This is a genomic window from Simplicispira sp. GW247-4R2A, assembly GCF_059424465.1.
Genome location: NZ_JBWKZM010000017.1, coordinates 15,491 through 34,236 on the forward strand (window position 1 = coordinate 15,491; position 18,746 = coordinate 34,236).

At 61.5% G+C, this 18,746-nt stretch carries 19 protein-coding genes; 1 reads left to right on the forward strand and 18 read right to left on the reverse strand.

Annotated elements, in window-relative coordinates; translation table 11 throughout:
* Nucleotides 1-20: 20 nt before the first annotated feature.
* From AC07ZH_RS12440 to AC07ZH_RS12525, 18 genes are all read right to left on the reverse strand, one after another.
* Nucleotides 21-428: a hypothetical protein gene (locus tag AC07ZH_RS12440; protein ID WP_495200007.1), complete on the reverse strand. Its 408-nt coding sequence runs from the start codon at nt 426-428 to the stop codon at nt 21-23.
* 14 nt (nt 429-442) lie between these two features.
* Entirely contained in the window at nt 443-1,057 is a 615-nt protein-coding gene (locus tag AC07ZH_RS12445; RefSeq protein WP_495200008.1) for a hypothetical protein, read from the reverse strand.
* 60 nt (nt 1,058-1,117) lie between these two features.
* Nucleotides 1,118-3,589, reverse strand: coding sequence for a hypothetical protein (locus tag AC07ZH_RS12450; RefSeq protein ID WP_495200009.1), 2,472 nt, complete (start codon nt 3,587-3,589; stop codon nt 1,118-1,120).
* Nucleotides 3,590-3,599: 10 nt separating this feature from the next.
* Nucleotides 3,600-5,804: a hypothetical protein gene (locus tag AC07ZH_RS12455; protein WP_495200010.1), complete on the reverse strand. Its 2,205-nt coding sequence runs from the start codon at nt 5,802-5,804 to the stop codon at nt 3,600-3,602.
* 23 nt (nt 5,805-5,827) lie between these two features.
* Nucleotides 5,828-7,330 (reverse strand): ArdC family protein, encoded by a 1,503-nt coding sequence (locus AC07ZH_RS12460; RefSeq protein ID WP_495200011.1) that lies wholly within the window; start codon nt 7,328-7,330, stop codon nt 5,828-5,830.
* A gap of 3 nt (nt 7,331-7,333) precedes the next feature.
* A complete protein-coding gene (locus AC07ZH_RS12465) occupies nt 7,334-7,468 on the reverse strand; it encodes a hypothetical protein (RefSeq protein WP_495200012.1) in 135 nt (44 codons plus the stop codon).
* Nucleotides 7,469-7,476: 8 nt separating this feature from the next.
* Complete coding sequence (locus tag AC07ZH_RS12470; RefSeq protein WP_495200013.1) at nt 7,477-9,969, reverse strand: DNA topoisomerase; 2,493 nt, start codon at nt 9,967-9,969, stop codon at nt 7,477-7,479.
* Between the two features lie 31 nt (nt 9,970-10,000).
* Nucleotides 10,001-10,450: a hypothetical protein gene (locus AC07ZH_RS12475; RefSeq protein WP_495200014.1), complete on the reverse strand. Its 450-nt coding sequence runs from the start codon at nt 10,448-10,450 to the stop codon at nt 10,001-10,003.
* A complete protein-coding gene (locus tag AC07ZH_RS12480; protein ID WP_495200015.1) occupies nt 10,419-11,963 on the reverse strand; it encodes a toprim domain-containing protein in 1,545 nt (514 codons plus the stop codon). Before AC07ZH_RS12480 ends, AC07ZH_RS12475 begins: the two co-directional genes overlap by 32 nt.
* Nucleotides 11,964-11,981: 18 nt before the next feature.
* Nucleotides 11,982-12,371 (reverse strand): hypothetical protein, encoded by a 390-nt coding sequence (locus AC07ZH_RS12485; RefSeq protein ID WP_495200016.1) that lies wholly within the window; start codon nt 12,369-12,371, stop codon nt 11,982-11,984.
* A 16-nt stretch (nt 12,372-12,387) separates the two neighbouring features.
* The gene (locus tag AC07ZH_RS12490; RefSeq protein ID WP_495200017.1) at nt 12,388-12,939 is read right to left on the reverse strand and encodes a hypothetical protein; all 552 of its coding nucleotides are present in this window, start codon (nt 12,937-12,939) and stop codon (nt 12,388-12,390) included.
* A gap of 113 nt (nt 12,940-13,052) precedes the next feature.
* Nucleotides 13,053-13,796 carry a hypothetical protein gene (locus AC07ZH_RS12495; protein ID WP_495200018.1) on the reverse strand — a complete coding sequence of 248 codons (744 nt, stop codon included), beginning with the start codon at nt 13,794-13,796 and terminating at the stop codon, nt 13,053-13,055.
* Nucleotides 13,797-13,801: 5 nt separating this feature from the next.
* Nucleotides 13,802-14,269, reverse strand: coding sequence for a hypothetical protein (locus AC07ZH_RS12500; RefSeq protein ID WP_495200019.1), 468 nt, complete (start codon nt 14,267-14,269; stop codon nt 13,802-13,804).
* The gene (locus AC07ZH_RS12505) at nt 14,259-15,155 is read right to left on the reverse strand and encodes a hypothetical protein (RefSeq protein ID WP_495200020.1); all 897 of its coding nucleotides are present in this window, start codon (nt 15,153-15,155) and stop codon (nt 14,259-14,261) included. Before AC07ZH_RS12505 ends, AC07ZH_RS12500 begins: the two co-directional genes overlap by 11 nt.
* Before the next feature lie 20 nt (nt 15,156-15,175).
* Complete coding sequence (locus AC07ZH_RS12510; protein WP_495200021.1) at nt 15,176-15,475, reverse strand: hypothetical protein; 300 nt, start codon at nt 15,473-15,475, stop codon at nt 15,176-15,178.
* Complete coding sequence (locus AC07ZH_RS12515; protein ID WP_495200022.1) at nt 15,472-15,744, reverse strand: hypothetical protein; 273 nt, start codon at nt 15,742-15,744, stop codon at nt 15,472-15,474. The genes AC07ZH_RS12510 and AC07ZH_RS12515 overlap by 4 nt, the downstream gene beginning before the upstream one ends.
* Nucleotides 15,737-17,242, reverse strand: a complete 1,506-nt coding sequence (locus tag AC07ZH_RS12520; protein ID WP_495200023.1) for a helicase HerA-like domain-containing protein — start codon at nt 17,240-17,242, stop codon at nt 15,737-15,739. The genes AC07ZH_RS12515 and AC07ZH_RS12520 overlap by 8 nt, the downstream gene beginning before the upstream one ends.
* A 2-nt stretch (nt 17,243-17,244) precedes the next feature.
* On the reverse strand, nt 17,245-17,484 hold the full coding sequence (locus tag AC07ZH_RS12525) for a hypothetical protein (protein ID WP_495200024.1): 240 nt from the start codon (nt 17,482-17,484) through the stop codon (nt 17,245-17,247).
* Nucleotides 17,485-17,662: 178 nt separating this feature from the next.
* Here AC07ZH_RS12525 and AC07ZH_RS12530 point away from each other — a divergent pair, with 178 nt between their 5' ends.
* Nucleotides 17,663-18,589: a ParB/RepB/Spo0J family partition protein gene (locus AC07ZH_RS12530; protein WP_495200025.1), complete on the forward strand. Its 927-nt coding sequence runs from the start codon at nt 17,663-17,665 to the stop codon at nt 18,587-18,589.
* Nucleotides 18,590-18,746 lie beyond the last annotated feature (157 nt).

Here is an 18,746-nt window from a genome sequence, read left to right on the forward strand (position 1 = left end):
CCTGCGCCACGGGAAATGCGCTACATGCCAGGGCTGACCGATGGCTCATCATCTTCCGGCTGAATCCGGGTGCCCACCGTGTCCAGCTCGGGCATTTTGATGCGGGCCATTCGCGCAATGTCGGCATAGTCCTCCAGCGTCGGCTCCTCGCCGTTGACCGAGTGCAAGTGCAAGGAGAAAAACCGGCGCTCACCATCCTCGAAGTAGGCGCGGTCTTCGCGCGGGCTCTCGGTCGAGAACCACATCCGATCATCCAGGCGAGTCGAAGAAGGCTGGGAAAACCCATAGTCCCGCACGAGCCGTTGCAGCTCGTCCTCGTCAAAATCCTCGCGCTCGCGCTCGTAGCCGCGCTCGGCCACATCGCCACACTCTGCGGACTCGTCCGTAATGACCTCATAGGTCACGGAAACATTGTAGGTATTGCTCATGATTGTCCTCCGGTTCAGCGGCTCATCGCGCGCTCGTAGTTATCGACGGGCACAAAGACTTTCAGGCCCATCTCCATCAAGGTCTGGTACACCAGCTTGGCATGGCCGCCGAGGGCCTGGAGCGTCATGTTCCCAAGCCAAAATGCCTGCTCTGTGTTGATCTCAGAGCGCACTTCGGACATGCCAAGCAACCCGCACATCAATTCCCTGGCTTCACCATTAGGGATTGCCACAACCTGCTTGTTGGGATCGAACAGTGGCGCGGGCCGTGCGTAGCGGGCACGGAGAAAGTTCGCGCCTTCGTCGTACTCCATTGTTGGCAGGCCCACGTAGATATAGGGCTTCACGCACTCGAACACCCAACGGGTTGGATCAACGATCATCCCGTCAGGCCGTTCGATCCAGCCGTGGCGAACGATGACCTTGCGAGCAAAAATGCTCTCTGGATCAATGGGGCCGTGGTAGTTTCCGTAGGCAGGACGGCCCTTGACCACCTTGCTCTTGACCATCTTGCACGCTATCGCGTAGCAGTTTCCAGGCCACTCGCCCAGGCTCACCCCAATTCGCTCCGCGATCTTTTCTGCATCGAGTTGAAGACCGTCCTTCACATTCAAAGCCGCTTGCTGCACGTCCGTACTCCGTCTGTTTGACGGCTTATTATTACACACTAATAAGCCAATGCAAGCAGCTCACATGCCCATGCTGGGCGAGGCCTCGGCCTCGACCTTCATGGTCTTCCAAAGCGCTTGGTCAATCAGGAAATCGTCTGCAACGCTGCTGACGCGCTGGGTGTAGTTGCGCACCTCGTCCAGCTCCACGTCCACCCAGTCCAGGCCGAAATCAAAGCGAGAATCAGGGTTCTTGATCTTGCCGTCGCCCACTTCGCCATGCATCAAGATGAGCTTGCCGTCATCGCCCTTTTCCAGATACCAAGCCTCGTCGCCAAGCACGACCGCCGTACCATCTTCCAATACGGTCAGGTAGCCCGCAAGCCGGTTTTCTTCCTCGCACAGATTCCTCCAGGCTGCGCCCAGCTCGCCAGGAGCATCCACGAAAACGCGGTCGGTCTTGATCGGGCTATGAGGGGTCAAGGCACGGGCCACGGCGGCTTGCATGGACAGCGAAACGGCCTCATGCGTGACATTGAGCGCGCGATCCGCGCCAGGGGTGAATGGGTCGCCCTCGATGCTCACCACGCCCCCCGTGGACGCACCCAAGCGAATGGCCTTGCCATCCTCGGTTGTCATGACGGTACGAACCCACTCTTTGGCTTGGCTTTGCACCCAGTCGTCCAGCGTTGCGCCCATCTCACCCGCCACACGCTCGGCCAGCGCTCGCGCCTCGGCCTGCGTCGTCGCCTGGGCCGCTGGCCCCACCTTGAGATCGTCCAGTGATGCCACTGCCGCATCGAGCGCACCCAGCGCCGACTGGCGGGGCATGGGAGCGCTTTCGGCCAGCACTTGCTCGCCCTTGCATAGCGCAGCATGTGCTGTTACCTGGGCGCCCCCCGCAGGCACCATCAACGCAACGTGGTACTTCATGCCGTCCTGGGCGTCTCGTGTGAAGCTCGCGCCCATGGAGCCATCATCGAATTGCTCGACCTTGCCCGAAAACTCCATGCCCACGTCCTCGGCGTACTCTCGGAGTTTGGCCGGGTCAAACTCGGCCTTGATGGCTTCTGGCGCCATAGCGGCATTGATCGAAGCCGTCACGTTTTTCAGGTCTTCCATCTGCGCCTTCCAACGCGGGTCTTCATTCGCAGGCACCGATTTGCCATGCTCAGCCTCCAGGCCATCGGCCACAGCAATCAGCCACGACGCATCTTGCAGCCGGTGATGCGTATCGCGCACTCCATGCAAGGCCAGCTTGCAATGCACCAGGGCCTGATTGATCCGGTCTTTCGTGATCTCAGGATTGGCATGCTCGGGCTGATCCCGCAATGCTTCCAGGCGCTCTACGCTCTCCCGCAAAACGCGGTCTGAGTACATCTCGCCCATGGCGATCTTGCTCAGATCACTGGCAAGCGACTTGGTTTTTTCCATGGCGACCTCCTGGACAATTTCAGGCGCAACCGCGCCCAGCGCCTTCATGTAATGTGGATTCGCAGCGGCGTTCAACGCCATGTCACTGGCCTTGTAATACCGCTCGGTCTTTTCGGCCTCGGCGCGGAATGCGTCCACGTCAGAGCGGGCGTGCGCCTCGGCCTGCTGAGGCGACCATGCTGCGGCCCGCTCGCGCATGTCCTGCTTCATCGCAGCGAAGTCCGCCGCCTTGCGCACCTCCTTGGCTGCGATCTTCTTGTTGTTCTCCGCATCGAGGCCGTAGATCACCTCGGCCAGCGGCCCATGCGGCAGCTTGATCCGGCCCCATTCGTCCAGGCTTTGCTTGTAGGCTGGGTACTGCCGCGCATTGTCGGCAATGTCAATGGCGGCTTCTTCGCGGGTGTCAAGGTTCTCTATGCGCAGAAAGGCGTTGGCGTCAGCCCGCGCCATCTTCACATCAAGGTCGGCATCAACAGCGCCCACGCGCCCCGCAAACCAGCGCTGCTCTGCACGCGCTTGGATGCCTTTCAAGGAGTCACGATCCATTTCTTCCTGTAGGCTCGAAATCGTCTTATCGGAAGGGCCTGGTTCTTTGCCAGCATCCCACGGCGGGGTTGTTTCTCCGCGCACCCACCACTGGCCGTCCACCTTGTCCACTTGCTTGTAGCCGTCCCCTTCCCTGTAGGCAAAGCGGGTGGCGCCGCGCTCATCGGCCTGGGCCATCGCTGCACTGGCTGTCCAGCACCGAAATGTCGCGTCGATGGTTGGATCGGACAGGTGGAAGGGCTGACCGGGGTTTCCATCAAGCTCGGCCCGAATGCGCTGCGCGAGCCCATACGCAGCCTCGTTATCCGTGCGAGGGAGTCCGGCCAACCCATACCCGCCATCAACAAGACATTGCACCGCAGCGCGTATAGCATCGTCTCTTGTTTCAGCTTGCCCTGTCCCGACTCCAAACCATGAATCAAACTCTGCGCTCCAATCCCACGCGGCGCCGCCAGCTACAGGTCTAACCGAAACCGCCACTCCATCTTCCGCGATGCAGTTCCACCGATCACCCGTTCCGGGCGTGAACACCAAGCCGTCGAGGACAAACCACTGCTCCCGTAATTCGTTCATCTGTTCGCCTTCACGGAGCTGGATCGGCGTCTTCAAAGCGGCGCTCGAAGTCCTCGAACGTCACGCGGCCCTCGACCACATCTCGCAGGGCCGCACGCTCATCCGATTTCAGTTCACGGAAATCCGTCTCGCGCACGGTCTGCGGTTCCTCGTAGCCAGGAGCCTTCTCGCCCTTGGCGTTGACCAGCCACGCATCACCCTCGCCCTGGTGGTATCCCGGCTCAAAGCCGTTGGTCGGCACGACATAGCGGTACTCGCCATCGGCGATGCCGGAATAACCGTCCTCGGCGAGATACACGTCGCCAAGGGCCGCACTCATGTCGATCACGCCCTCTTTCTCCAGAGAGGGCAGCTCGCGGATCGTCCCGTCGCCAACATGGTTCCCGTTGGTGTCGTAGATCGGGAAATCCGTGTTGCCCTTCGTGATCTGGTGTGCCCCCTCGCGCAGATGCTGCGCAGCTTCATGCGCGGGGTCATCACCATAGGCATCGTTGTCCAGCTCGCACCAGAAGGACAGCTTCACCTCGCCCTCAACGGTAGGCCTGCGTGGAGGTTCCTCGCTCGTGAGCACCAGATGCCCAACGGTGTTGCCGTTGAGATCGCGCAGCCGGTGGCGCTCGCCATCGTCTTGACCCCACCAGTCATCGAGCTTGTCCGCCGCTTCTTCGATGATGCGGGCCACCTCCTGTTCGCGGCCAGTGTCCGCGAAGGCTGCATTGGTGGTGTTTTCGATCAGCAGTTCCATGTACCGCACAGGCCCTCGCTCCTGATCTGCTCGCTCCAGAGCCTCGACAGCAGCTTGAAAATTCTCGTTGGCCAGCTCCTTCACGCGCGCCGGGTTCAACGGCACCTTGTAGCTGCCGTTGAGGCTGTCGTGCGCTCCCGACTCGAACATCAGGCCCACCGTCGTGCCACGCGGGTCGTACATGAACTTCGGCTCCAGCACGCCGGGAATCTCGTGCGACAGCAAGATGATCTTTGTCTCTACGTCACCCTGCACACGCTCCTGCATCTTGCTCAAGCCGCTTTCGCTCAGGCTGATTTGAGCAAGGCGATGATGCTGCACGGACAGCTCATGCAGTCGGTCGTTCACATCAAGCGCTGCATCAACATGCAGCGTCCCCTTGGACTGGTAGTGCAGGACTTCGATGAATTCACGCTGCTCCGGCGTCAGTGCATCCAGGCGCTCATTCCGGCGTGCCGCCGACGCCTCCATGTCCTTCTTGCTCTCATCGAGCATCTTTTGCACGTCCGGGTGGTTGCCCCACGTCGCCGGGTTGCTCGTCTGCAACTCCCTCAACTTCGACACCTCGGCCTGTGGGAGCGTGACCCCGTGCATATGAATACCGTCACGCACCCCCGTGTCCCACTGAGGTGAGAGTCCCTGATGCTGAAGGCGGCGGAACATTGTTTCAGCCGCCTCAGCGTTATGAATGTCGTACACGCGCTCACGCGCAGGGGTTTCCTTGTCCATCTTTTGAGCTTTCATGTCAGCAATGAATTGCTGCGTTTCTTGATTGCGAGCCGCACTCGCTGCGGCATTCCATTCCTCGGAGGCCTTTTGATAGGCGCTGCGCGCCCGTTCGACGCCAGGATCGTCATGGCGCTGCTGGTAGCGAGCATCGCCCGCGTTCTTGCCATAGACCCGCTCCAGCTCACGCTGGAAAGCCTCATCCGCAGCCGCCATGGCCTGCTGTCGCGGCATCACCTTCCAGAGCCGTTCCTGCTTCTCGAAGTCGATGCGCTCCCCATGGAGCCGGGTCGCAGCTCGGGCCGCAGCGCTCTCCACAATGAAGCTGGCACTGCGCTCGACCATCGCGCTGCCAGCGGCGTCCTTGATCTCTACGCACTTACCCCCATCAGGCGCAACGCCGAGAGCGAGCCAGCGGCCATCTTTGAGCGGCACCGATGCCCCGGCCCTGAGTGCATCCTGCACATGGCCCTCGCGTTCCCGTGCGGACATGCCAAGCGCGACTCCTTCGTCCATCCATCGGATGGACATATCGCGGGCCGTCCTGATCGCGTCATCAGCATCGCTGGTGTAGTAGGCCAGGGCCTCCTGCTTTTCCTCACACCAGTTCACGTCCTTGTCGGGGTATCGGTCGGAAAGCCGGTACAGGTTGACGGTGACGCGCCATTCGCCATCCTCGGCACGCATCCCGGTCATGCCGGGGAGCGCCTTGATCGTGGCCTTTGTTTCCTTGATTGAAGCCATCTTTCACTCCTGCTGGGCCGCGCTCACGGCGCTGGCCCGCCCACCTCAATGTCGCTGAACTCACCGTCCAGCGCAGCATCCATATCGAAGCCATCCAAGCCGATTTCGTCATCCGACTCCAGGGCACCGCCCGCGACCACGCGCGTTTCGGCCTCGCCATTCAGGCGCAGGCCGCTAAAGTCGATTTCAATATCCACCTCGGCCACTGGCATGGGCGCCGTGGCCGGTGGCGAGGCCTCCGGCTGCGACACCACGGGCGACTGCGGCACAGGAGCAGCCACCGGCGCCGCTGCGGGTTTGATCGGTGCGAAGTTCGGGAGGTCGGCCTTGATGATCTTCTTGAAATCAACGACCTGCTGCCGCTTCGCATTGGGGTCAGCGGTGCTGATCGCGTTGTCGGCCAGATGGCCCTCAACCTCGGCCCGCAGCTCGGGGTCGAAGTCGAACACGGCGTTGTAGATTTTCTCGGCGTCTCGCGCTGCCTTGAAGATCGCGGAGCGATCCTCTTTCAGCAGCTTGACGTACTCGTCAAGGTAGGCCGCATGATCCTCCAGGCCACCATCAACGCCCAGGGCCGAGCAGATCATGGCTGACGCCATCTCTGCCCGCAGTTCCTCCCAGGCGTATTCCGGCGTCCCGCGCTTGGCCTCATCCAGACCCCGGTTCAGTCGGGACTCGTGGCCCGTCCAGTGCGCGATCTCGTGGATCACCGTGCGGTAGTAGTCGCCCTCGGACTTGAAGTGCCCACGCGGCGGCACCGTGATCCGATCCACCGCGGAATCGTAGTAGGCGCTGTTGACCGTGAAGCCCTTGCCCACGCGGGCCAGCTCACGATGCTCGATCACCGCACCCGTTGCCTGGATCAGCCGCTCGGCACGCTCGTTGGCATCGAACACGCGGCGCTCCTTCATGGGCGGCATGCCCACAATGTCGGCGCCGTTGAAGACCAGAGCGAAGATCGGCTTCGGGCGCCCGTTATTGGCTGTGGCCTCTACCTCATCGACAGCCGCCCACTGGAAGCGCTCTGCATTCCTGAACCGGCTTCCCTTGATCGTCATGTCACGGGCTTCATCGAAGGTGTCTGCCTCCTTCATCCAGCCCTGGGCACCAAAGGCCGCGTACTTGCCGTCCTTGAGCTGGAATACACCGCTTCCAGAAGGCCGGTTGGCACCGGAGTTCCACTCGACCTCCTTGTCTTTTTGGTTGGGAAACTGCCAGTACATGACCGACTCCGCACGGGCGCCTTTGCGGATCGAGAACCCGGCGTCTTTGGCCTGATTGAAGGTCAGCCAACGTGGGTCGGCAGAGTCGCGTTCGAGCTGGGCCATGAGCAAGTTCAAGGCGTTTGCACCGCGATACTCACGGCCCTGCCTGCCCTTCTCGCGGGTATAGGGATTAAAGGCCTTGGTCAGCCCTTTATCCCAGCTCACATCCCATGGTTTCAGGCCCTCGCCTTCCATCAAGGCGATGACCTTGTTGGTCACATCTTGCGTGTAGTTCGGGCGGCGCGGTTGCTTCGCTTCCATCGACTACCCCTCCGTGACCACAAGCCGCAGGCCATCGCACAACACGTTGCGCTGGTACTCGGCCACGATCTCATCGAACAGTTCCATCGGCACTTGGTCTTCACGATCCGCGATGGTCACGTCTATTTCATCGGTCATAGCTCACCTCAGTTGTTGTCAAAGACGAATTCCGTCTTGCTGAAATCCGGGGACAGCCGCAGGCCTGCGGCGAACTTCTTCTTCGTCTTGCTGGAGACGAACCCCTGCCGCGACGACAGCGCGCCATCGCGGATCAGTTCCACCGCTTCCGCCTCCGACAGTTGACGGCCTGCGATAACCGCCCACAGCTTGAAGTCGCCATTGGCACATGCGTAGCGCGGGTAGTCGCCGCCGATGTGCCGCACCTCGCCCTTGCACTTCGGACATGGCACGCCCAGCGCCTTTGCGGCGGTGGCCGCACCGCCGCCCGAGCCAGACTCGGGGAACTCGAACCCCAAGGTGAAATCGTCCTTGAGAATAAGCGTTGCATCGAACTTGCGTTTGGACTTGTTGCTGAAAAATCCCTTGAGCACGCCCGTGCGCCGCTTCGTCAGCAATTCCGTCATTTCCTCGGGCGAGATCACACGCTCGGATACCGTCGTCCAGATGCCGAATCCGCAACTGCACTCCAGCTTGCGGTTGCCGCGCAGCTCGCCGCCGCACTTCGGGCAGGGGGTAGCAAAGACGCGCTGTGTAGGCTCCGGCATGGTCGATGCCTTCCCCTTGAGCACGTCGATCATCCCGTGGGCGCTCGTGCTGATACCGGCCATGAAGTCACGGCGCGCAAGCTGCCCCTTCTGCACATCGAGCAGCTTGGTTTCCCACTCAGCGGTCATGACCGCCGAGGTCAGTGCGGACAGCGAATTGCGGGTCAGGAACTCGTACAGGCCCTCGCCCTTTTCCGTGGGCATCAGAAACTGCTCTTTGCCTTCACGCAGCATGTAGGGCTGCCTGGGCTTCTCCCGCGTTCCTGCGAACAACAGGCCTTCGATGATGGAAGCGCGTGTAGCAGGCGTGCCCAGGCCCGATTCCCGGATCGCCGCGCGAAGCTCGGAGTCAGAGATGGTTTTTCCAGCCTTCTCCATTGCACCCAGCAAGCTGCTTTCCGTGTAGCGGGCGGGCGGCTTGGTCTTCAAGCCCACCGCCGCGACACCATCATTGCGCACAGGCTCACCCTGGCCATAAGCGCACAAGGTCGGCGCATCGCCCTTGGGCCGATCACCGCCCCACACCACGCGCCAACCCGCTTCGAGCATCACGCGACCGGACGTGCGGAAGCCCTCGTCGGCCACGACCGTGATGCGCGTGGTGGTCTGGTACACCGCGTTCGGGTAGAAGGCGGCGATGAACCTGCGCACAATCAAGTCATAGACACGCTGCTCGTCATCAGACAGTCCATTGGGCTGCGTGCCTGTCGGAATGATGGCGAAGTGGTCTGAAATCTCGCTGTTGTCGAAGATTCGCTTGTTCGGCTTAACCCAACCGCCGTCCACCACGGGCTGCGCCCATTGGCAGTAGGCCGTTCCCGTCGCCTTCATGAAACCCTCCATCAGCTCGGTAGCAGTTGCCACATAGTCCTCGGGCAGCGCCTTGGCATCCGTTCGGGGATAGGTAGTGACCTTGTGGGTTTCGTAGAGCGCCTGGGCAATGTCCAGTGTCCTCTTGGCCGAGAACTTGAAGCGCTTGTTGGCCTCGCGTTGCAGCGAGGTCAGGTCAAACAAGCGCTGCGGCTGTTCTTCCGAGCGCTTGGATTCTTCTGTGACCTTCGACGGCGAAACGCCCAGGCACTTCGCCACCAGGGCATCGGCACGCGCCTTGTCGAAAATGCGCTGGCCGCTCGCCGAGGCCTCGGGCGCATCGCCCGAATCATCATCGTCTTGCTTGTCGGCAGGATCAGCCTTCGCATTGGCATCAAACCATGTCCCGACATAGGTGCCAGCAGCTACGCCAAAGGTGCCTCGCACCTCCCAATAGTCCTTGGGCACAAAGTTCCTGATCGCCCGCTCCCGCTCCACGACCAGGGACAGCGTAGGTGTTTGCACACGCCCTACGCTCATCAGCTCGTAGGCGCCACTCTGGCGCTCATAGAGCCGCGTCACCCCACGGGTTCCGTTGATGCCCATGATCCAATCGGCCTCGCTACGGCAGTAGGCCGAATCGGCAAGGCCTTGGAAGTCAGCGCCAGGGCGCATGTTCTTCCAGGCATCACGAATGGCATCCTGCGTCATCGACTGGAGCCACATGCGCCGCATGGGCTTGCGGCACTCCGCGTAGTCGTAGATCAGTCGAAAAATCAGCTCACCCTCGCGGCCCGCGTCACAGGCATTGACCACTTCGGTGATCGAAGGGTCTTTCATCAGCGACACCAGATGCCGGAGTTGCGGCCCCGCGTCCTTGGTAGGCCGCAGGCCGAACCGCGCCGGGATCACCGGCAGATCGTTCAGGCTCTTGCCACCCTCGTCGGCCTCCTTCGAGAAAATCTCGATCAGGTGGCCGCGTGCATTCGACACGATGGCATCGCTGCGCTCGTAATGGCCGTTGCCCTTGCTGAAACCACCCAGCGCCTTTGCAATGTCACCAGCCACCGATGGCTTCTCGGCAACGATCAGCGTTTTACCCATCTACGCTCTCCCTTGGATGTTGCGAAGGCGCTCAATGCGCGTGGCCGTCTTGCTCTGTCTCGTCGGCGAACTTTTCGTAGATGGCCTGGGCGCCCATGGCCCGCTTTTCTTCCTCGTTCGCCGCTTCCACGGCTTTCTCGATGGCTCCAGCCGAGCTGTCGCAGGCCCCCTTGGAATACGCCACGAGAACGCGCATCACGTACAGCGGGTCACGCTGCGCCCGCTCGGCCTGGGTGCTGTTGATGTGCTGGGTCATCATGCGCAGCGCATCCAGAAGATCGTTGCGGCGCGCGAACTCGATCAGCGGCCCGATCTCCACGGGCTTGAAAATCGGGTGGATCACGATAGGCGTGACCGCCTCCACGTCCAGCGCATCCCAGTAGGTAATGCCATCGGCGCCGACCATGACGATCTTGCGCCCCCCGTAAAGGTCATCGACCTCTAAGAAACTAGCTGGCTTGAAACGTGTTTTCTTGTCCATCTTCATACTCCTGATCGAACGGCATCCCATCGCTCGTTCCAACGGGGATGCCGAATTGCTCCACCATGTCCGCAACCATCAAGGCCGCTGGATCACGGTGCGTTTCCAGATATTCCTCGACCAATCGGGCGAGGTTCTGATGCTGGAACAACTGGCCGACATTGGCGCACCAGTCGCGCCCTTTTGCCGTCAACTCGAAGTCCGCATCGACAAGGCCGCGCGCCACGAACTTGTTGACGTGCTCCACCACGGTAGAAGGACGGCCCAGGCCGTTCTTGTGCATGAGGTGCAGCAGGCTTTGCTCCTGCGTCCACTGCTTGAACCCAGCCTCTGGCACCACGACCGGATACAGACGCATGCCCACCTCCGTCTTGCGATGCCATGGAAGTCCGGCCAGCCCATCCGGCAGCTTCTGCAAGCTACCCAGGGCAGGCTGTTCGACGGTGCAACGCACACCGCAATCCACCAGATTCCGGGCGATGTGAACCAGTACCTGCTCGGGCAGCGAGAGCAGCATGGCGTCCCGATTCAGGGGAATATCGAACGCAGCCGGATTGGGTGCCTCGTGCCCGTGCTCCACTTCCAGGCCCATGGCCCGCACGGCGGTGAACCGCTCGGCATCGAAGGCTGCGCCGTTCATCTTGGCGATCACCTCCAGCCGCCGCGCCGAATCCACGCTCAGCGCCTGCGCTGACGAGCGTGGATAGGTCATCTGCCCGCGCTCGTAGAGCGTCTGCATGGCCTTTGCCACATCGGCGATCTCGGCTCCCGTCTCGACGCTCGCAGACAGCACGATCTCGCCATGGTTCATAGGACGTGCGCCCACGGTCGATTCCACGCTGCTGCCCACCGACAAACCCACGTCCAGCAGCTCCGATGCGGGCGGCGCCTCACCGGCATGCACGGCCTGCTGAGCGATCCACGGCTCGCCGCCGTCATCAGCAGTAGCCATGAAGGTTGCGACACCCACAACGGGCCGCTGCTGGGCCAATGCCAGCAGCAACGAACCTTGCACACGGCCCACCGCCCCCTCGGCACTGGACAACGCACCCACAAGGCGATCCAGCACGCGGCGGGCATCGCCCTTGGCGGCAGAAAGTGGATCGAACGGCGCCGCCGCCTCGAAAGCCGATTGCACCTCGGCTGGCGACAGCGCCCGCAATCGCACCCGGAGCACCCTGGCCCTATCCTCTGGAGCGATGACCATTCGCCACACGTCGCGGGCGATCACATCGCCCTCTTGATCGTCATCGGTGGCGAGGTAGATGCGGCCTGCCGTGTTCTGAGCCGCCTCGCGTATGCGCTCGCACGCGGCCTGCCGATCCTCCCGGATCGCGTAGGCCGTCTCACGAAAGCTGCGTGTGATGCCCAGGGGAGTCAGCCGCGCCGGGTTGGTGGCAATGTGGCCCGCCGTTGCCAGAACCTCGAAGCCACGCATGCCCGCCCGCCAGAGCACATCCGACAAGCCTGCTCGCTTGCCGGGTGCCTCTATGATGACAAGCGACTCTGCCATGGCTTGAGCGATACCCCATCAAACGGGCACCGCAGACCCCACGACCTGGGCGAAGTAGTCGCAGGCCATGAACAAGCCATCGGCAGCTTGCTCGGCCTTTACTGCGCCCTCGAAATTCATATCGCCTCGCGTGTCGGACACGCAAAAAATCCGGGCCTCGTCGCCATCAACGACGATGCTCGCGTTGAGCACGTTCGTCGGCTCGCCGCCCACACGGGAGAGCAGGCCGAACTCGATCACGTCATCCGCGTCGGAGAAGCTGGCCGCAACACCATCCAGCTCGGAACCAGACACCCGCCAGGACACACGTACCGGCTCGCCGCCGCCGCTGCGCGAAAGCTCCGCGCCCGCAGCCGTCAGGTAGCCGTAAACACGATCCCGGATTGCATCAGCGAAGCTCGTAGCCATGACTGCCTCCTAGCCCTCAGAATTTCGGCCCACTGGGCAGCACACGCTCCCAGTTGATGCCCATGCCACCGGCCATCACCTCCAGATTGGCGAAACGCACCTCGACCGGGTGCATCTCGATCCACGAGGCGCGGGCGTGGTACACGTCGATGAAGCGGCACAGGCCGTCCAACGACGAGTCCGTCTCGCCCGCATGCAGCAGGCCGATGGAGATCAGCTCGGGGGGATACCCGTGCTTGCGCAGCTTGTCGGCCAGCTCGGGATTGCGCTCATGCAGCTCGGCGTGGCTGGTGGCCACCACCTCGGGCTGCATGTCTTGGTACACCATGATGCCCCGGCTGCTGTCGGCCCCGACCGACATGCCCTCGACCCCGAATTTGCCGTCCAGATCGGTGAATTCGTAGCGCATGACGCTCAACAGCACGCGGCCCAGGCCGCTGTGCGTGTACTCGGGCAGCTCGACGCGCACCAGGGCGAGTTGCTGCGCATCAAAAAGCTCGCGCTGCGGGTCGATGTAGTTGCCAAAGGCGCTGCTCTTTGCCTTGATCGCCGTTTCCAAGCCGCTCATCTCGTACTCCATTTCGATGATGCGCCACCATCGTAGCGCTATGCCATTATGGCTTCAATACTAACGCAAAATTGCAAGGTATAGATAAAAAAACGAGATTACGCTTTTTGAAATCAAAATCCGGGCGCTCGATGCACCGGCTCGAAGTCCCACAACTGGTAGTCAGGCATCTCCATTCGCCGTGGGTCGGTGAACTGGATGTACTTCTCCGGCGACTGGGAAATCTGGTCGATGGCCTTGAACAGCACACGCCCGACATTCAGCTCCACATCGGTCACGGCCACCCTCTCGATCTTCTTGATCCCCCCCTCCATCATCTTGGCGACCGCATCGGCAGACGCTTTGTTGATGCGCTCCAGCGAATCAATGGCCCCGGACATTTTGAAAGTCGCCCCGTACACGGTGCGCGCAATCCGGTCAATGTCCGGGCTCTCGCCGTTCGCAACCGCCTTGGCGATTTGCTCGGACACGTCCTTGAGATGCCCTGCGTACCGCACGGACTCGGCCTCGAAGAAAGTGGTTGCAGCATCCAGATAGGTCTTGAGATCGGCGCCACGGCCCAACGACTTCTCCGAGGAATACGTCTCGCAGGTGAGCTTGACCAGGGTTTCAATGCGCTCTCGCTGCATTTCCTCGGGCGATGATCCCTCCTGCTTGCCCTTGCGCACGAGGTCGATCAGAACGCCCATGTTCTCGGTGATCGCCTGATTCACATACCTGTCCTGCATCCACAGCAGCACATTCTTGTCGTAGCGACTGTCGTTGGACAGGTGAATCAGGTCATTCAAGACCAGCTTCTCCAGCACCGGCTCACGGTATGAGGCGGGCTGTTTTTTTCGTGGATCGGTACTGCTCATGTAAGTTACACCTTCGGCCCCTGTTGCTGATGAACTCCCACCGCCAGACTTTCACGCCCGACGCGCGTGTTGCGCTCCAGCGTGAAATCCGGGTAGATGGTCTGCGCCGCCGCCTCGAAGACCCGCGCAATGTCCGCCCGGTTTTCGAGCACATACGAGTCGAAAGCCTCGACCACGAACGGCGCGATCCGGTGGAACGGCGCGATCTTCCCTGCCGGGGAAGCCGACAGCGGAAAAGCGTCTTTCGTCTCGACATTGAGGCCGTAGTCGTAGCCGAACTCGCCCATGCCAACATACCGCGAGACGCCCTGAGCCAAGCACAGGATCGACGGCAGCAGCATGTCGGCCACATCCTCGGGGTAGAGCCTTGCCCCGTCATAGACGAACTGCTCGCCCCGTCCAAACTCAGCCTCAGCCAAGCCCGAAACCAGGGTATTCAGCGAATCCCAGCTCTGTTGCGTTTCATGTCCCATCACCATTCTCCAAACTGCCCGCTTGGGCGCTGACGATCAACTCACACACTTCATAGGTCTTGCGCATCACCCTGTCGTGCTCCGACAGCACATGCTCATAGCTCATGCCGCCGATGCGCTCGTAATTGGCAATGGCAAACGACCTGTCGATCTCCTGCATGTCGCGCAGCTTCTGCACGTCCTTGTACGCGCAGGCCTTATAGACCTCCACCATCACGCCCACGCTGACACCGTAGGCGCGCTGGATCATCAGGGCCTGCCCAAACTCGCTCAGGCCGTCCACGCCTTGCAGCGCGTGGTACTCGGCCTGCGCCGCCACTGCATAGACCAGTCGGCATGACATGGCCTCTGCATCCATAACGTAGTAGTCGAACAGGTTCACAAGGCCCAGCATCACCGGCATGGCTTGCAACGTGGCGAGCTTTCGCGCTGCGCTCAGGTCGAGCTGGCCCGAAGGCTTGGCGAACAACCGTGGCTGCTTGCTGCTGACGGCCTCAATCAGCCTGGAAAAGAGCGGCAGCGGCAGCTCCTTCGTGCGCCCGCCGATCTGCCGCCACTTGAATTCCTCGGTCACGGTGTCCAGGGCAATCGACGTTGCCATGGCGAATACCGTGCCGTAGTCCGGGTGTTCGTCCACCACCCCGACAAGGGATAAGCATGTTTGCCGCACTGCTGCAAGCCGCTTGAGCACATCGGCCATGCCGGTGAGCACCTGCCCCTCATCCAGATCGGCACTCACCCGGTAGGCCCTCGTGACGATCTGCGCGGCCAGCTTCGCGCTCGCGCAGCGCTGACGCACTTCGCCGTCCGCGATCAGGTTTACCTGGGCGGCAGTGTCGGACACACCTTCCCCCAGGTCGGCCTCGGCCAGCCTAGCAACCTGCATTGCGCTGGGATCAAAGCTCATCACGACACCGCCCTGTCGAGTCGGCGCAGCGCCTTGTTGAAGGGCTCGGAAAACAGGTGCATGGTCAGGTCGATGGCCCCGCCGCCGCCCTTGCAAGCGCGTGTGTCGTACCACTTCTCCCGGCAGATCAGCAGTTCATAGTCCTGGCTGTCCACTGAGACGTGATACCTGCTCGAATCCCTGTTCTTCATGGGCTGGTAGCTCGCGTCCAGCTTTGCATACGCGCCCACCGCGTCCAGTGCTTTCAGCAACGGCAGCGCACGAAGCGCATTCGCGCGCTCCACCGTTGCTTGGCTCACCGCTCTTTTCGTATAAGCCATCGGTAAACCCCAAGCATGTTGATTGCGGCAAATACCGCCTGCTGTGTCAGCAAAGGGATGCTCCAGACCTTGACCGCATACACGATCCAGGCAATGCTGGAGACGATCCACAACACCCAGGCCCAGGCGGCGAGCCGCCCCCGCCAAGCCAGCAGCAGCGCGCCAAAGATGCCAGTCCCCGCGCCCAGCAGCTCGGCTGGCGTCATGCGTGCCAGCTCTGCCGCAATGGCGTGTCGCAACTCATCCATGAGCATGCGAGGCCTCGGGAATCACGACCCAGTTCCAGTCGTTCTTGGTGGCACCACGGGACTTGATCTGCACCAGCATGGACTTTTGGAGCTTCACCCATGCCAAGGCCGCTTCCTCGACCCGCATCTTGGTCACAGAACCCTTCCAGTACAGCTCGTCGATCCCGAGGATCACCTTCGTGGACACCGCCGCAATGAAGTCCTCGGAGAAATGCGTAGGCGACTGCGAAATGCAGATCAGGGCCACGCCGAACTTCCTGGCCTCCTTTGCGATGGTGTTGATGATGTTGTCCGGGTCATCATCGAAAAAGATGTGGGCCTCATCGAGAAAGATCACATCGCGGATCGACTTCTGCTCGCCGCGCTGCACGGCCTCGGCGAACAGTTCCTCCAGCCGGAACAGCACGAACAATTTCCGTTCTTCCTTGCCCAGCGCACGAATGTCGTAACGCCAAACGGCGGCGTTGCGGTCGAACGGCGGCGGCTTGGCCTTGAAGATGCCGATTGCGTTCAGGTTCTCCAGCCGATCCACCACGCTCTTGAGCACATCGGTGGAGTCGTAACGCATCACGTCATCGACCTCACGGCCCGTGGAGATCGCGCTCACGTAGTCTGCGTAGGCGTCGATGGCCTTCTGCTTGGCCTTCTCGATCTCGGCTTGCAGCTTCTCGTCGCGGAAAGCCCGCTCACCCTGGCGCAAGGCCTCAAGCAGCTTTCTTTGATAAGCCGCTGATGCCTTGTTGACCACCCCCAGGCATGTGATCGCCTCCTGGCCGCTGCCCAAGAAACTCTGCTGCATGATGTAGCGGGCCGTGCGCAACACGTCCTTTATCGACGGGTGCGTGCGCGAAAGCGTCTTGGGAGGCCAACGAGTGATCGCACCCTCATACTCCCGCGAGTCGATGTACCAGCAACGGGCACCAGCGTCCCAGCGCGCGCCCAAGGACTTCGCCTCGTCCTTCTCAGCAATGGGCACGTCGATGTAGAGGCGCCCATCCGATCCATTGGACAGCAGATGCGTTTCGTCCTCGTTGACCGCCCACGTACTGGGATCGTCCTGGCGGAAACCATGCCGCTCGTACACGTCATAGAGCACGTTGCGCAGCGTGGCCTGCTGCTTCGGCCCCAGCTCGCGCATCACACTGTTCATGGTCGCCATGAACCCTTGAATACGCTTGCGCACCCCTCCAAAATGCACGTCAGGATTGACGCGCAAGGGGTTCAGGCCATACCCGGTCTGCTCGGAGAACATGACCGTGCTCGCCCCTTCAATATCAATGTCACCGTGAATGTCAAAGACGTAGAACCGCGCCGGGTGCGCCGGATCGCCCGTCGCGGCCATCTCGCGGATCATCCGCTTGAGCGTGTACGTCTTGCCTGCACCCGTCATGCCGACGATCAGCGCATGCCCGTTCACCGTGGTTGCCGTGTCGGCCACCACCGGCACTCTGTTGCCGCTTTTCAAGTCGCGGGCCGAATATCCCCATGTCACCTGCACTGTCAGTCCTCCTTTGCACGGCCACCGCTGCGCAAGCGATCCGGCAGGCCGCGCACGGCGTCGTCCCAGTACCTGGGTCGATCCACGCGCCCCGCCACCTTGGCAAGCCAGTTCGCTGACATATCCCAGCGCTGGCCAAGCTCTACGAACGTCCACCCTTTGCGCACCAGTTCGGCGCGAAATTCGTTGGGTGTCATCCGCTCCAATGGCGCAACGTCGCCTTCGGTTTTCTTTGCAGACATGCCGCTGTTTCCTTTCGAGTACAGCACCACTATACCACCCGATGATGCGTTTACAGGGTTGTATAAGCCATGAACAAATCTCTGACAACTTCAAAAAGCGTTGTTTTTGCGTTTTTGTGGTTGCATACGCCGTTATGATGGCGTATAGTCCATCCTGTAACCTACCGAGAGGATCGCTATGAACGCCAAAACATCCCTGAAAGCCATGGCTGCTGATCCCAGCGATTCGCAGGTCAAAAAGACCGACCTGTGGAAAGTTGATCCACGCCGCCTGATTGAAATCGACGGGTTCAACCTGCGCGACTACGACGACCCGGACGTGATCGCGCAGATCGAGTCGTTCGCCGACGCCTACGCCAATGGCCGCTACGTGCCGCCTCTGATCGTGTGGGTGGACGACAAGGGCAACATCAGCCCAGTCGAGGGCCATCTGCGCCGTCGCGGCGCCCTGCTGTGCATCGAGCGCGGCCACGATCTGCCCTTTGTCGAGTGCGTCAATTTCAAGGGCAACGACGCTGAGCGTGTCGAGGTCATGCTGCGCTCTGCCGATGGCTTGCAGCTCAAGCCGCTGAACACGGCCATGGGCTATCTGCGGCTGCACCGCAAGGGCTACAGCAACACCGAGATCGCGGCCAAGGTGGGCCGCACCGTGGCCCGCGTGGAGCAGCTTCTGCTGCTCGCCAATGCCAACTGCGACGTGCATGCACTGGTCAAGGGAGGTCGCGTGTCCGCAGACGGCGCTATCGAGGCCGTCCGCGTCCATGGTGAGGATGCTGGTGAATACCTGCTGAGCGTCCTGCAATCGGGCGGCAAGGCCACACGCCAAGCCGTGCGCGGCGCTGGCATACCGCCCAAGGTGGCCGGAAGCGTGACGGGTGCCTTCGGCGAGATTTTCAGCAAGCGCTCCCGCGTGTTGGAAGGCCTCGCCCGCTGGGAAAAGGGCGGTATGCCGAAGGGCCAGAAGATCGAGGTCGATGCCGAGGCACTGTTCGCCCTCAAGGAAGCCCACGATGCGCTCACGTCCATGAAGGAAAAGCGTGCCTCGCGCGAAGCCGAGCGCACCGCCAAGGCCAGCCAGCAGAATCTGGACGGCCTGGACACCTGAGCCGCCCACATGCCATCCTGGCAGGCAAGCCACTGCGGCTTTACCCACCCAGGATGGCCGCTGCGCATGCGCGCTGGGCGATGGTTTGAAGGTGTACGAGCTGGGCATAGGTAGGCATGTTCTTGCCGCGCAAAATGCCCAGCACCGACTCCAACGG

Bases quoted from the DNA above. Each gene is read 5' to 3' on its own strand.
- AC07ZH_RS12440 (WP_495200007.1), bottom strand. From the start codon at position 428: ATGAGCAATACCTACAATGTTTCCGTGACCTATGAGGTCATTACGGAC.
- AC07ZH_RS12450 (WP_495200009.1), bottom strand. From the start codon at position 3,589: ATGAACGAATTACGGGAGCAGTGGTTTGTCCTCGACGGCTTGGTGTTC.
- AC07ZH_RS12455 (WP_495200010.1), bottom strand. From the start codon at position 5,804: ATGGCTTCAATCAAGGAAACAAAGGCCACGATCAAGGCGCTCCCCGGC.
- AC07ZH_RS12460 (WP_495200011.1), bottom strand. From the start codon at position 7,330: ATGGAAGCGAAGCAACCGCGCCGCCCGAACTACACGCAAGATGTGACC.
- AC07ZH_RS12465 (WP_495200012.1), bottom strand. From the start codon at position 7,468: ATGACCGATGAAATAGACGTGACCATCGCGGATCGTGAAGACCAAGTG.
- AC07ZH_RS12470 (WP_495200013.1), bottom strand. From the start codon at position 9,969: ATGGGTAAAACGCTGATCGTTGCCGAGAAGCCATCGGTGGCTGGTGAC.
- AC07ZH_RS12475 (WP_495200014.1), bottom strand. From the start codon at position 10,450: ATGGACAAGAAAACACGTTTCAAGCCAGCTAGTTTCTTAGAGGTCGAT.
- AC07ZH_RS12480 (WP_495200015.1), bottom strand. From the start codon at position 11,963: ATGGCAGAGTCGCTTGTCATCATAGAGGCACCCGGCAAGCGAGCAGGC.
- AC07ZH_RS12485 (WP_495200016.1), bottom strand. From the start codon at position 12,371: ATGGCTACGAGCTTCGCTGATGCAATCCGGGATCGTGTTTACGGCTAC.
- AC07ZH_RS12490 (WP_495200017.1), bottom strand. From the start codon at position 12,939: ATGAGCGGCTTGGAAACGGCGATCAAGGCAAAGAGCAGCGCCTTTGGC.
- AC07ZH_RS12495 (WP_495200018.1), bottom strand. From the start codon at position 13,796: ATGAGCAGTACCGATCCACGAAAAAAACAGCCCGCCTCATACCGTGAG.
- AC07ZH_RS12500 (WP_495200019.1), bottom strand. From the start codon at position 14,269: ATGGGACATGAAACGCAACAGAGCTGGGATTCGCTGAATACCCTGGTT.
- AC07ZH_RS12505 (WP_495200020.1), bottom strand. From the start codon at position 15,155: ATGCAGGTTGCTAGGCTGGCCGAGGCCGACCTGGGGGAAGGTGTGTCC.
- AC07ZH_RS12515 (WP_495200022.1), bottom strand. From the start codon at position 15,744: ATGGATGAGTTGCGACACGCCATTGCGGCAGAGCTGGCACGCATGACG.
- AC07ZH_RS12525 (WP_495200024.1), bottom strand. From the start codon at position 17,484: ATGTCTGCAAAGAAAACCGAAGGCGACGTTGCGCCATTGGAGCGGATG.
- AC07ZH_RS12530 (WP_495200025.1), top strand. From the start codon at position 17,663: ATGAACGCCAAAACATCCCTGAAAGCCATGGCTGCTGATCCCAGCGAT.